This window comes from Rhodopseudomonas sp. BR0G17, assembly GCF_010907025.1.
Taxonomy (GTDB): domain Bacteria; phylum Pseudomonadota; class Alphaproteobacteria; order Rhizobiales; family Xanthobacteraceae; genus Rhodopseudomonas; species Rhodopseudomonas palustris_H.
On the sequence record NZ_QUML01000040.1, the window covers coordinates 1 to 12,609 of the forward strand.

A 12,609-nucleotide genomic window follows, 5' to 3' on the forward strand; every position below is an offset into this window, starting at 1 on the left:
CACCACCCCAAGCTCCGCGACGACTACAACGCCCTTCGCCTGCAAGGAAAACCCGGAAAGGTCGCGCTCATCGCAATCGCCCGAAAACTGCTCGTCACAGCCAACGCACTCGTCAAAGCCGACACGCCATATCAAGGTAACACCCTTGACACATGAGACAGTCGCCGGGTTCGCGCTGCGCGCGCCCCGGAATGACGGCGCGGCGCGGCGTCATCCAGCCGTCATTTGCCGCTCATACGGTCCTGCGCATCAATCAGAACCGTGATGATGACCAGGCATGTTGTGGCGACGGCGTTTGCGTCGCTGTTGTTCGTTTCGGCCGCTTCGGCTCAAACCATTTACCCAATCGACCGCGCCGAGATTCTGGCCGGCGCCAAGTTCGACCTCAAGGTCGAGTTCGGCGGCGAAGTCGCCGCGGACAAAGCCAGCCTCACCATCAATGGCGCCGACGCCGCGACCGTGTTCGGCAAAGCCCCGGAACTGATCGCGCAAGAGGCGGGACAACCCCGGTCCGCACTGCTGCTCCGCGACGTCACGCTGAACAAACCCGGCCGCTACAGCATCGAGGCCGGCGACGGCGCTACGCGCCGCAGCGTCAGCTGGACCGTGTACGACAGCGGGCCGCGGCGGGCCAAGAACGTGATCCTGTTTGTCGGCGACGGTCTGTCGCCGGCGCATCGGGTGGCGGCGCGACTGCTGTCGAAAGGCATTCAGGAAGGCCGCGCGGGCGGCAAGCTGGCGATCGACGACATGCCGCAGATGGCGCTGGTGTCGACCGCGGGAAGCGACTCGATCATCACCGACTCAGCCAATGCGGCCAGCGCCTATGCGACCGGCCACAAGGCCGCCGTCAACGCGATGGGGGTCTATGCGGACCGCACCCCCGACCCGCTCGACGATCCCAAGGTCGAAACGCTGGCCTCGCTTGCCAAGCGCAGGCTCGGACTGTCGATCGGCATCGTCACCAACACCGAAGTGGAAGACGCGACGCCCGCGGCGGTGATCGCTCACACCCGCCGCCGCGCGGCCTATGGCGACATTGTCGCGCAGTTCTACGCCGCGCAGCCCGACGTGCTGATGGGCGGCGGCGCCGCTTACTTCCTGCCGAAAGCCGCGAACGGCAAGCGTAAGGACGATATCGATTATCTGGCGAAATTCCGCGACGCCGGCTACGCGGTCGCCACCAACGCGACCGACCTCGACGCGGCGAGCAAGACGGGCCCGCGGAAACTGCTCGGCCTGTTCGCGCCCGGCAACATGGACGGCGTGCTCGACCGCCGCTTCCTCAAAGGTGGCGGGGGCGCCAAGAACCCGGACCAGCCCGATCTGACCCAGCAGGTCGCGGTCGCCCTCGACGTGCTGTCGAAGAACGACGCGGGCTTCTTCCTGATGGTCGAATCCGGCCTGATCGACAAATACGCCCATGCACTCGACATGGAGCGCGCCGTCTATGACACCATCATGCTCGACAACGCGGTGCGCCAGACCCGCGACTGGGCCAAGGCCCGCGGCGACGACACGCTGATCCTGGTAGTGGCCGATCACAACCATCCCAACGCGCTGGTCGGCACCGTGCGCGACGATCTGGCCGAGGGCGACGACGTGCCACTGCGCGAGCGGATCGGCGTGTACGAGCGCGCCGGCTTTCCGAACTATCCGGCGCCCGATCCGGACGGCTATCCGGAGCGCGTCGATGTCAGCCGTCGCATCGCAATCTTCTCCGCCAGCCTGCCGGATCACTACGAGACGCTGCGGCCGAAGCTCGACGGCCCCAACCAGCCGACCGAGGCGGGCGACAAGCCCGGCACCTTCAAGGCCAACGACAAGTACAAGGGCGTGCCCGGCGCGGTGCTGCGCATCGGCAATCTGCCGGCGATGATGAATGCCAGCGTTCACTCCGGCGAGGACGTGATCCTGACCGCCGCCGGCCCCGGCAGCGACCGCGTTCGCGGCTCGCTGGAAAACACCGATGTGTTCCGGGTGATGGCCGACGCGTTGGGCCTCGGCGCCGAGGCCAAGTAGCAGGCGGCGCGAGCTTTAAGCCACCCGCGCGTCCCCCATCGCAAACTCTGCACCGGCGGAAGCACCGCTCTGCTGCAGGTCGAGCAGCCCGGTGATTTCGGAGTTGGGACGGGCCTGGCTGAACAGGAAGCCCTGCGCTTCCTGGCAACCTTCGGCGCGCAGCCAGCTCAGCTCCGCCTCGCTTTCGACGCCCTCGGCCGTGATGGTGACGCCGAGGCCGTTGCCGAGGCTGATGATCGAACGCACGATCGCCTGGGATTCGCGATTGTCGCACAGCCCGCGAACGAACGACTGATCGATCTTGATCTTGTCGAACGGGAAGCTGCGCAAATAACTCAGCGACGAATAGCCGGTGCCGAAATCGTCCATCGAGATCCGCACTCCGAGTGCGCGCAGCGCATGCAGCGTTGCCAGCACCTGGCTGCTCTTTTCCAGCAGCAGCGTTTCGGTGATCTCGAGCTCCAGCCGGCGCGGCGGCAGGCCGGACTGCTTCAGCGCATCCATCACCACCGAGAGCAGATTGCCGACCCGGAATTGCAGCGGCGACAGGTTGACGGCGACGCGGACGTCGTCCGGCCAGCGCGCGGCGTCCATGCAGGCCGAGCGCAGGATCTGCGCGCCGATGGCGTTGATCAGTCCGGTGTCTTCGGCGACCGGAATGAACTCGGCCGGCGAGATCATGCCGCGCTCCGGATGCGGCCAGCGCACCAGCGCTTCGCTGCCAGTGATGCGACCGTCGGCGAGACGGACCAGCGGCTGATAGTAAGGGCGCAGCACTTCGTGCTGCAGCGCTGCGCGCAGATCGGTCTCGATCTTGCGCCTCGCCTGGGCACGCGCGTCCATCCCGACTTCGAAGAAGCTGAAGGTGCCGCGAGTGTCCTTCTTGGCGCGCGACAGCGCCATGTCGGCGTTCATCAGCAGTTTTTCGGAATCGTCGCCGTCGCCGGGCGCCACCGCGATGCCGATGCTGGCGCCGACCACCACTGAATGGCCCTGCAACAGATAGGGCTCGGCGATCGCGTGCAGCAACCGCTTGGCGAGCAGCACGATGTCCTCGGGCCGCTTGATGCCGGTCTGGATCACGGCGAATTCGTCGGAGTTGAGCCGCGCCAGCGGGTCTTCCTCGCGCAACGTCGAGCGCAGCCGGCGGGCGACGCCGCGCAGCAGCTTGTCGCCGACCGCGTGGCCGAGCGTGTCGTTGACAGCCTTGAAATTGTCGATGCCGACGAACAGCACCGCGATCTTCTCGCCGGTGCGTCGGGTCTGGATCAGCAGCTCGTCGAGCCGCTTGCGCAGCGAATTGCGGTTCGGCAGCCCGGTGAGCCCGTCATGATGCGCCATGAAGGCGAGCCGCATCTCGGCGCGCTTGCGCTCGGTGATGTCCATCAGCGCCAGCAGCACCGCGGGCTCGCCATTATAGGTGAGTTGGCGTGAGTAGATCGCCAGATCGATCAGCGAGCCGTCGGCTTTGACGTGCTTCCAGGTCCGCGCGGTGCGTTCTTCGTGAGTGTGATTGCCGGCCCAGGGCAGCTCGGTCTCGAATGCCTGCAGGCGGCGGATCGTCAGCGAGGCGAATTCGGACGGCGAGTACCCGTAGTGCTCGACCGCGGCATCGTTGACGGCGAGGATGCGCTCGTCATTGAGCTGGCAGACGATCATCGGCACCGGATTGCTTTCGAACATCAGCCGGAACGAAGCTTCGCGCTGCTTCAGCTCGGTGATGTCGACCCGCAGGCCGATGATGCCGCCGTCGGAGGTGGTCCGCTCTTCGATCTGGATACAGCGGCCGTCGGCCAGCACCTGCTCGTGGCTGGAGCCTGGATTGAACATCCGCTGCAGCCGCTCGGCGATCCATTCCTCCTCGCGGCCCTCGGCCTCCGGATAGTCGCCGCGCGCGATGCCGATGCGCATGGTGTCCTGGATCCGCGCGCCGGGCTCGAACTGATCGGCGCTGGCCTTGTAGATCTCGGCGTAGCGCTTGTTCCAAAGGATGTAGCGGCCATCGGGATCGAGAAACACGATGCCCTGGGGCAGGATGTCGATCGCCTCACGCAGCCGGGCGTGCGAGCGCCGCGCTTCCTCGAGCGCGGCTGCGACCGCGCGCTCGCCTTCGGCAACGTCCGCCGGCCGCGCCATCCGGCGCGGTTTCGACGACAGCTTGGGGGCGGGCAGCGTGCTGCGGCGCGGCTTAGCGCTGCCGGCAGACGGACGGATTCGAGCCGTCTTCTTTTTCTTCAGCCGGACTTGCGGACTCACCACGCATCACCACCACGCAAATGACGCCCTGATTGTGCAATAAGTGTCTGAAAAAATTGTATAACGGCAGGGATGTCGCAGGCTGGAAAGGTTAAGGCCGGGCCGGGGCATGCTCGCCGGGCAGGCAATTTGCTGGCTGCAAGAGGTGTCGAATAACCTCCAGCAGAGGGATTCGACCGTCTTTCTGCGGATTCCGGCCCGGCGTTGCCCACGTGGTGAGCGATTGCCCACTCAGCGCTGCAAATTGCGCCAGACTCCTGCAGGGTTAGCGCGGGCTTAAGGAAAGGCGAATTTAGCGCGAAATCATCTCCGCCAAGCCACAGCGCCGATCCCAACCCAGTCGAGATCAGGCGCGCGTGCGGTATAGTGAGCGTATGCGCCGCGCGATTCTTGCTGCTCCGGTCCGGCTCGCCAGTCTGCTGGCTGCGATGATGTCGCTCGTCCCGGCCGCGATGGCCCAGGACAAAGGCACCCTCGACCCCAAGCCGCTGCCGCCGCTGGCGCATCCCGACGATCCAAATCTCGCCGCGCGCGAACTATTCGCCCGCAAGCTCCGCCCAACCGCGCAACAGCCCCGCCCGATCGGCTTCTACGCCAAGGGCTGCATGGCCGGCGGCACTTCAATACCCATCAACGGTCCGACGTGGCAGGTGATGCGCCTGTCGCGCAACCGGGCGTGGGCGCTTCCCGCCACCGTGGGGCTGATCGAACGCGTTGCCAACAAGGCGCGCGAACAGGCCGGCTGGAACGGTATCCTGATCGGCGACATGTCGCAGCCGCGCGGCGGGCCGATGCTGACCGGCCACGCCAGCCACCAGGTCGGGCTCGATGCCGACATCTGGCTGACGCCGATGCCGAACCGGCTGCTGTCGCGCAACGAACGCGAAGAGATGTCGGCGGTGATGATGGTCCGCAGCGATCGGCTCGACATCGAGCCGTCGGCCTGGACGCCGACGCATTGGAAGGTGATCCGGGCCGCGGCGCTGGAGCCGGAGGTGGACCGCATCTTCGTCAACGCCGCGATCAAGAAGGCGCTGTGCCGCGAGGCCAAGGGCGACCGCAGCTGGCTGCACAAGGTGCGGCCGATGTACGGCCACGATTACCACTTCCACATCCGGCTGCGCTGCCCGGCCGGGATCGACGGCTGCGAGTCGCAGGCCGAACCGCCGCCGGGCGAAGGCTGTGGCGCCTCCGATTTCGCCTACTGGTTCAGCGACGCGGTGCTGCATCCGAAACCGCCACTGAAGCCGCCCCCGCCGCGGCACCAATTGACGTTGTCCGAGCTGCCGGCCGAATGCCGGGCGGTGCTGAACGCCCCCGACAAGAAGCCGGACTGATCAGCGCGGGGAGACCGCGAGCTACACGCCCGCGATCGCCGACCAGACGTCCGACAGTTTGGACTTCAGTTTGGTGAGACGGGTCGGCGGCGGCGCCTCGTCTTCTTCCTCGGGCAGCCGCAGACCGACCACGTTGACGCGGCCGCCGCCAAGGCTGCGCGCCACCAGCACGATCGAGTCCAGCGGCAGCGTCGCGCCGACCATCGGGGCCTGGTCGAGATAGATGTCGAAGTAATCCGCCAGCGTCAGCGCCTCCTGGCCGGCCGGCACGCTGACGCCGTAAGCGGCCGCAAGATCGCCGAGCGAGGTCTCGCCCGGCACGATGAAATCGCCGAGCAGATGCGGATCGGGCGCGGTCGACGGCGGCATGTCGACGAAGAAGCGGTCGAGCGCGGCGGCCTTTTCGGGCGGCGCCAGCAGGTAAACGTAGTCGCCGGGCGCGACCGGATCGGCTTCCTCCGGCGTCAGGATGCGCTCGTCGCGGATCACCAGCGTTGGCTTCGACCATGACGGGATCAGGCCGCGCTTCAGATACAGGCTTTTCGGCCGCACCGCATAACCGACGAGCTGTTGTTCGAGCTGGCCGGGCAGATCGAGTTCAATGCGCCGCGGCCCGCGATCGGTGCGCGGCAGCGCGACGTGCAGCTTGCGGGCCGCCGGCGCCAGCGTCCAGCCCTGCAGCATCAGCGAAATCAGCACCACCACGAAGGCGACGTCGAAATAGATGTACGCCTTCGACAGCCCGACCAGCATCGGGATCGACGCCAGGAAGATCGCGACCGCGCCGCGCAGGCCGACCCAGGCGATGAACAGCCGCTCCCGCCAGTTGAAGCGGAACGGCGCCAAACAGATGAACACCGCGAGCGGCCGCGCCACCAGCATCAGGGCCAGCGCAATCACCACCGCCGGGCCGATGCTGTCCATCAGCCGCTGCGGCGACACCAACAGGCCGAGCAGCACGAACATCACGATCTGCGCCAGCCAGGTCGCGGCGTCGAGAAACGCCACCACCGAATTATGCGCGCGGGTCGGCTGATTGCCGATGATCATGCCGGCGAGATAGACCGCGAGAAATCCCGAGGCGTGCGACATCTGCGCGGCGCCGAATACCACCAGCGCCGCGGTGGTCACGAACGGCGCGTGCAGGCCCTGCGGCAGCGCCACGCGATTGAGCGCCATCACCACGACGCGGCCGCCGACCACGCCGATCACCGCGCCGAGCGCCGCCTCGCGGACGAACTCGATCAGCACGTGCAGGATCGAGCTCTCGCCGCGGGTGATCAGCTCCACCAGCATCAGGGTGAGGAACACCGCGAACGGATCGTTGGTGCCGGATTCGACCTCCAGGGTCGCGCCGACGCGGGGGCGAAGCCGCAGCCCCTGGGCATGCACCAGCAGGAACACCGCCGCCGCGTCGGTCGAGGCGACCACCGCGCCGGCCAGCAGCGCTTCGACCCAGCTCAGATCGAGCGCGTAGCGGGCCACCGGCGCCGTCACCAGCGCGGTCAGCAGCACGCCGACCGTCGCCAGCCCCATCGACGGCGCCAGCACCGCCTTGATGCTGGAGAAACGTGTTTTCAGGCCGCCGTCGAACAGGATCAGCGCCAGCGCCACGGAGCCGACGAGGTAAGTGGTGCCGAGATCGTTGAAGCTGAGGCCGCCGGGGCCGGACTCGCCGGCCAGAATGCCGATGACCAGGAACACCAGCAGCAGCGGCGCGCCGAACCGCAGCGCCAGCAGGCTCGACAGGATCCCCGCCATCACCAGGACGGAGCCGAGCAGAATGGCGATGCTGACCGAGTCGAGGGACTCCATTGCCTCTCTGCGATTGGATGACGGAACGCTGCCGCATCCTTAACGTCGCCGGATTGCGTCGCCAAGAGAGCATTGCGGCCGATAGCCTTTTGCGGCGGCCATGTCCGGCCGGCGACCCAGACGGCCGGCGCGCGCGCTTGCTGCGGCGGGCCGCTATCACTAGATTGGGCTCAAATCACCGCATCTTCAAAAGACTGGTCCGCATGAGCTACGTCGACGCCACCGAAACCGCCCAGCGCAAGACCGGGCAGATCAAGCTGCACGGCCCGGCCGGCTTCGCCGGCATGCGCAAGGCCGGCCAATTGGTGGCGCGCTGCCTCGACGAGCTGGTCGACATCGTCAAGCCGGGCGTTCCGACCTCGAAGATCGACGACTTCGTTCGCGAATTCGCCTTCAGCCATGGCGCCTATCCGGCGACGCTGATGTACCGCGGCTACCGCTACTCGACCTGCACCTCGCTGAACCACGTGGTCTGCCACGGCATGCCGGGCGACCGGCCGCTGAAGGAAGGCGACATCGTCAATGTCGACGTCACCATGATCGTCGACGGCTGGTACGGCGATTCCAGCCGGATGTATCCGGTGGGTCCGATCGCCCGCAAAGCCGAGCGGCTGATCGACGTCACCTATGAGTCGCTGATGCGCGGCATCGCGGCGGTCAAGCCGGGCGCCACCACCGGCGACATCGGCCACGCCATCCAGAGCTTCGTCGAACCGCAGCAGATGAGCGTGGTGCGCGACTTCTGCGGCCATGGCCTCGGCCGGCTGTTCCACGACGAGCCGAACATCATCCACGTCGGCAGCCCCGGGCAGGGCGCGGTGCTGAAGCCCGGCATGTTCTTCACCATCGAGCCGATGATCAATCTCGGCAAGCCGTACGTGAAGATCCTGTCCGACGGCTGGACCGCGGTCACCCGCGACCGCTCGCTGTCGGCGCAGTTCGAACACTCGATCGGCGTCACCGAAGACGGCTGCGAGATCTTCACCGCTTCGCCCAAGGGCCTCGACAAGCCGCCGTTCCAGAGCTGAGCGCGCCCATCGCCCAGCTGCCGCAGCGTCGACAAAAGCTCCCTACGCCCGGCCCCCGCTCAAGAGTCAGCTCCGTGCTCGCGTCGCCCTCACCCCGACCCTCTCCCGCAAGCGGGAGAGGGAGCAGGCTGCCTGGGGGGTTAAGTAATACACTTCGAGCGGACGAAGAGTGGTCGTCCGCTGTCCTTTTCCAAGCCAAGTCCGCTCCACAATCTACGGCTCTCTCACCAAGCCACAGTCCGGGCCCCCGCGCACGGCGCGCTCCCTCTCCCGCTTGCGGGAGAGGGTTGGGGTGAGGGGACGCGAGCATTGAGGTCGTGTTGAACTAACCGGCCTTCCGGGCTTTAGGCCCCGCCGCGCTCCGCGCTGGCTTCTTTGCCTTTGCCGGTTCTTCCTTCGCCTTGCCGGTGCGGCTACCTGCGATCGGCAGCAGCATCTCCTTTTGCCCAGGCGCGGTCTTGCGCTTCTTGGCGCGGGCGGGCTTGGCGGGGGCAGACTTCTCCGCGGTTTCGGATGAGGCAGACTTCTTGGCCGCCGGAGCCGACTTCGCGTCGCCGAGGCTCCTGCGCAACGCGTCCATCAGGTCGACAACGTTGTCGCCGCGCGGGCGGGCCTGCGGCTTGATCGGCTGTCCGGCCATCTTGCTGTTGATCAGTTCGGTAAGGGCGCTCTCGTAGTGATCTTTGAACAGATCGGGCTGGAAGTGGCCGGACTTCTGCTCGACGATATGCTTGGCGAGATCGAGCATATCTTTGGTGATCTTCACGTCCTGGATGTCGTCGAAGTAATCGCCGGCCTCGCGCACCTCGTAGGGATAGCGCAGCAGCATTCCGACCAGGCCCTTGTCGCGCGCTTCCAATGCGATGACGTGCTCGCGATTGGTCAGCACCACGCGCGCCAGTGCCACCTTGTCCATGCTGCGGATGGTTTCGCGGATCACCGCATAGGCGTCGTGGCCGACCTTGCCGTCCGGCACCAGATAGTAGGGGCGCACCAGATACAGATCGTCGATTTCGGACCGCGGCACGAACTGATCGATTTCGATGGTGCGGGTCGACTCCAGCGCGATGTTGTCGAGCTCGTCCTTGGTGACCTCGATGTAGCTGTCAGTATCGACCTTGTAGCCCTTCATGATCTCGTCGGACGGCACCTCGTCGCCGGTCTCGGCATCGACCTTCAGGTATTTGATCCGATGCCCGGTGGCCCGGTTGATCTGGTTGAAGCTGATTTTTTCGGAATCCGATGTGGCCGGGTAGAGCGCTACCGGGCAGGTCACCAGAGACAACCTGAGAAAGCCCTTCCAGTTGGCGCGGGGGGCCATGACGCATACTCCACTGCTACTCGAACCGGACTCAAAGCCGGAAGGACTCGGATTCGTTCCCGCGACCGACTATCTTGCTGTCGAGGAGCAGCGGAGCCGCCGCCATGATCGATCGTCCCCGGGATTTGCCGCGCGATCTTGCGACGCGGATGGCGCGGCGCAGCAAGCCGGCCGACGGCTTTCTGCGCGAGACCTTCGTGCTGCCCCGCCCGGCCGCCCGGGCCAAGGCGAAGGCGTTTCTCGAGGCGTGGCCGAAGGCCGCCTATATGAGCAGCGTCGAGAGCTGGCGGGAATTGCCGGACGACACCATCGAATTCACGATGCGGCGGCTGCCCAGCGCCGACTAGCGCCAGGAACTCTGTCAGCGCCGAGAACCAGAGCGGAATTCGGGTTGCAAAAGCCGCGCGGCACGGCATGGTTGTGCGGAACCAGACCTGCGCGGCCGTGGACATGCCGACAGACAACGCCGAGCGATTGCAGCCAGCCGGATTTGACGAAGCGCCGCATTATCATGGCCATCGGGAGCGGCTGCGCGAGCGGTTTCGCGACGCCGGCGCCGACGCGCTGTCCGACTACGAGCTGCTCGAGCTGGTGCTGTTCCGGGCCCTGCCGCGCCGCGACGTCAAACCGATCGCGAAGGAGCTGATCGCGCGGTTTGGTTCGTTCGCCGAGGCGGTGCATGCGCCGGCCGAACGGCTGCGCGAAGTCAGCGGGGTCGGCGACGCCGCCATCATCGAGATCGGACTGATCGCGGCTGCGGCGGCGCGGGTGACCAAGGGGCAGGTGAAGCAGCGCACCGTGCTGTCGTCCTGGTCGGCGGTGATCGACTATTGCCGCACCACCATGGCGTTCGCCGACAAGGAGCAGTTCCGGATCCTGTTTCTCGACAAGCGCAACCAGCTGATCGCCGACGAACTGCAACAGGTCGGCACCGTCGACCACACGCCGGTGTACCCGCGCGAGATCGTCAAACGCGGACTCGAATTGTCGGCCACCGCGGTGATCATGGTGCACAATCACCCGTCGGGCGATCCGACGCCGTCACAGGCCGATATCCAGATGACCAAGTCGATCATGACGATCGCCGAGCCGCTCGGCATCGCGGTGCACGACCACATCATCGTCGGCAAGAACGGTCACGCCAGCCTCAAGGGGCTGAGGCTGATTTGAGGCTGACCGCGGGGCTTAGAGCTCTTCATCGATTGATTGAAGCGGATTTGGCCTTTGCCAAGCGTCCGAAGTCCTCATCCTGAGGAGCCCGGCAAAGCCGGGCGTCTCGAAGGATGAGGAGCCACATCGCCTGCGGCGCATGGTTCGAGACGGCGCTTCGCGCCTCCTCACCATGAGGCTCTACAAGCTGCGGCCGCTAGGAAGTTCGGTCCTGATTCTGTCAAAACCAGAGATGCTCTAGTCCGCGTTCGGCTTGGTGTCGGGACCGGCCGAGCGCACCAGCCGCACGGCGAGGCGGATGCCCCGGCTGTTGCTGTCCGGATGGCCGTCGACGAAGTCGAAATTCCAGTACAGGTCGAGCATGCCGTACGGCGTGACGGTCCAGTATTTGGCCAAGCCTTCCTCGGTCGGCACGATGTCGGGAAACACCGTGGTATCGACCACCGGGCTGCCGCAGTCGCTATCGACGAGACTCTCAAGCTCCGCGCCCGACGGCACGCGCCAGCCATCGCCAGCACTGCCCGCCGCCGCGATCGCCTGATCGAGGCCGAGATAGCTGACCACTCCTTTGCAGCCGGCGTTGCCGCTCCAGCTATTGCCCACCGAGCAGCGCTGCCAGATCAGCCCGGTGCGCTGGTCGATCGCCTCCGCGGCCGCCAGACGAAAACGCGTCTGATGGCCGCTGCGGTCGCGGTCGTAGCAATCGGCGCGGACGGAGGAGGCGGCGAACGACAGCGCAACGCAGATCAACGCGGCCGCCACACCGCGATGCGATCTGCCAGCCCCAGCCTGCTCGCCGCGCCTGATCATGGAGCCGGCTTGCCGAACGCTCCGTGGCGACCTTCGCCCTGCGCGAACCGGGTGGCGCCGGACAGGGTTTCGCCGGATTGGATCACTTTCAGCCCGCCGCGCATCTCGTTCATGATCGCGTCTTCTTCCGGCAGATCCCATTGCTGCAGGGCCGACAGCCGGTCGGCGCGCAGGCAGGTCTGCGGGAATTGCGAGATCTGTTTGGCGAGCTCGATCGCGCGCGGCAGCGCCTCGCCGCGCGGCACCAGACGGTTGGCAAGTCCGATGCGGTGCGCTTCGTCGGCCGCCACCGGACGGCCGGTGAGAATCAGATCCATCGCCTGGGAGTGACCGATCAGCCGCGGCAGCCGGATGGTGCCGAGGTCGATCAGCGGCACGCCGAAGCGGCGGCAGTACACCCCGAAGGTCGCGTCTTCGGCGACCACGCGCATATCGGCCCACAGCGCCAGCTCAAGGCCACCGGCAACCGCAAAGCCTTCGACCGCGGCGATCACCGGTTTGGACAGCCGCAGCCGGCTCGGGCCCATCGGCGCCAGTGTGTTGTGGCCGGCGATCTCGCGCTTCTTTTCGGCATCGCCCGCCGCCACCGCTTTCAGATCGGCCCCGGCGCAAAACGTGCCACCGGCACCGGTGAACACCGCGACCGACGCGGTCTCGTCGGCATCGAATGCCAGGAAGGCGTCGTACAGCTTTTTGGCGGTGGCGCCGTCGACGGCGTTGCGGCGTTCGGGGCGGTTGATCGTGACGATGGTCACCGGACCATCGCGTTCGATCCGGACGGTGTCCTGGCTGGGCATGGGTTTCTCCCTTTTGGTCGCCTTGCGTCCCTTGGCGGGATCGTCATGACAGC

General features: G+C 66.4%; 10 protein-coding genes and 1 pseudogene. 6 read left to right on the plus strand and 5 right to left on the minus strand.

The features are described 5' to 3' along the window. Nucleotides 1-156: pseudogene (locus tag DY467_RS26895) on the plus strand (IS110 family transposase); the annotation flags it as partial. Nucleotides 157-264: 108 nt separating this feature from the next. Beyond that, nucleotides 265-2,022, plus strand: a complete 1,758-nt coding sequence (locus DY467_RS22380; RefSeq protein ID WP_164639049.1) for an alkaline phosphatase — start codon at nt 265-267, stop codon at nt 2,020-2,022. 15 nt (nt 2,023-2,037) lie between these two features. On the opposite strand, the gene DY467_RS22385 is transcribed toward DY467_RS22380, so the two are convergent. Continuing rightward, nucleotides 2,038-4,158: a putative bifunctional diguanylate cyclase/phosphodiesterase gene (locus DY467_RS22385; RefSeq protein WP_246701614.1), complete on the minus strand. Its 2,121-nt coding sequence runs from the start codon at nt 4,156-4,158 to the stop codon at nt 2,038-2,040. A 494-nt stretch (nt 4,159-4,652) separates the two neighbouring features. Between DY467_RS22385 and mepA the strand changes: the two genes are divergently transcribed. Beyond that, nucleotides 4,653-5,615 (plus strand): penicillin-insensitive murein endopeptidase, encoded by a 963-nt coding sequence (gene mepA, locus DY467_RS22390; protein ID WP_164639053.1) that lies wholly within the window; start codon nt 4,653-4,655, stop codon nt 5,613-5,615. A gap of 21 nt (nt 5,616-5,636) precedes the next feature. On the opposite strand, the gene DY467_RS22395 is transcribed toward mepA, so the two are convergent. Then, the gene (locus DY467_RS22395) at nt 5,637-7,430 is read right to left on the minus strand and encodes a potassium/proton antiporter (protein WP_164639054.1); all 1,794 of its coding nucleotides are present in this window, start codon (nt 7,428-7,430) and stop codon (nt 5,637-5,639) included. A 203-nt stretch (nt 7,431-7,633) separates the two neighbouring features. Between DY467_RS22395 and map the strand changes: the two genes are divergently transcribed. Next, nucleotides 7,634-8,458, plus strand: a complete 825-nt coding sequence (gene map / locus DY467_RS22400) for a type I methionyl aminopeptidase (RefSeq protein WP_164639056.1) — start codon at nt 7,634-7,636, stop codon at nt 8,456-8,458. 325 nt (nt 8,459-8,783) lie between these two features. Here map and ku read toward each other — a convergent pair whose 3' ends face one another. Further along, the gene (gene ku / locus DY467_RS22405) at nt 8,784-9,779 is read right to left on the minus strand and encodes a non-homologous end joining protein Ku (RefSeq protein WP_164639058.1); all 996 of its coding nucleotides are present in this window, start codon (nt 9,777-9,779) and stop codon (nt 8,784-8,786) included. A 104-nt stretch (nt 9,780-9,883) separates the two neighbouring features. On the opposite strand from ku, the gene DY467_RS22410 reads away from it, so the two are divergent. Both DY467_RS22410 and radC read left to right on the plus strand, forming a co-directional pair. After that, nucleotides 9,884-10,126 carry a hypothetical protein gene (locus DY467_RS22410; protein ID WP_107342612.1) on the plus strand — a complete coding sequence of 81 codons (243 nt, stop codon included), beginning with the start codon at nt 9,884-9,886 and terminating at the stop codon, nt 10,124-10,126. 103 nt (nt 10,127-10,229) lie between these two features. Beyond that, the gene (radC, locus tag DY467_RS22415) at nt 10,230-10,949 is read left to right on the plus strand and encodes a RadC family protein (RefSeq protein ID WP_164639060.1); all 720 of its coding nucleotides are present in this window, start codon (nt 10,230-10,232) and stop codon (nt 10,947-10,949) included. 237 nt (nt 10,950-11,186) lie between these two features. On the opposite strand, the gene DY467_RS22420 is transcribed toward radC, so the two are convergent. Together DY467_RS22420 and DY467_RS22425 are read right to left on the minus strand one after the other, a co-directional pair. Next, on the minus strand, nt 11,187-11,711 hold the full coding sequence (locus DY467_RS22420) for an Lcl C-terminal domain-containing protein (protein WP_349627675.1): 525 nt from the start codon (nt 11,709-11,711) through the stop codon (nt 11,187-11,189). Between the two features lie 44 nt (nt 11,712-11,755). Then, a complete protein-coding gene (locus tag DY467_RS22425; protein ID WP_164639064.1) occupies nt 11,756-12,556 on the minus strand; it encodes a crotonase/enoyl-CoA hydratase family protein in 801 nt (266 codons plus the stop codon). Nucleotides 12,557-12,609: the final 53 nt, after the last annotated feature.

Coding starts and splice junctions, on each gene's coding strand:
- DY467_RS22380 (WP_164639049.1), top strand. CDS start 265: ATGATGACCAGGCATGTTGTGGCGACGGCGTTTGCGTCGCTGTTGTTC.
- DY467_RS22385 (WP_246701614.1), bottom strand. CDS start 4,158: ATGGCGCGGCCGGCGGACGTTGCCGAAGGCGAGCGCGCGGTCGCAGCC.
- mepA (WP_164639053.1), top strand. CDS start 4,653: ATGCGCCGCGCGATTCTTGCTGCTCCGGTCCGGCTCGCCAGTCTGCTG.
- DY467_RS22395 (WP_164639054.1), bottom strand. CDS start 7,430: ATGGAGTCCCTCGACTCGGTCAGCATCGCCATTCTGCTCGGCTCCGTC.
- map (WP_164639056.1), top strand. CDS start 7,634: ATGAGCTACGTCGACGCCACCGAAACCGCCCAGCGCAAGACCGGGCAG.
- ku (WP_164639058.1), bottom strand. CDS start 9,779: ATGGCCCCCCGCGCCAACTGGAAGGGCTTTCTCAGGTTGTCTCTGGTG.
- DY467_RS22410 (WP_107342612.1), top strand. CDS start 9,884: ATGATCGATCGTCCCCGGGATTTGCCGCGCGATCTTGCGACGCGGATG.
- radC (WP_164639060.1), top strand. CDS start 10,230: ATGCCGACAGACAACGCCGAGCGATTGCAGCCAGCCGGATTTGACGAA.
- DY467_RS22425 (WP_164639064.1), bottom strand. CDS start 12,556: ATGCCCAGCCAGGACACCGTCCGGATCGAACGCGATGGTCCGGTGACC.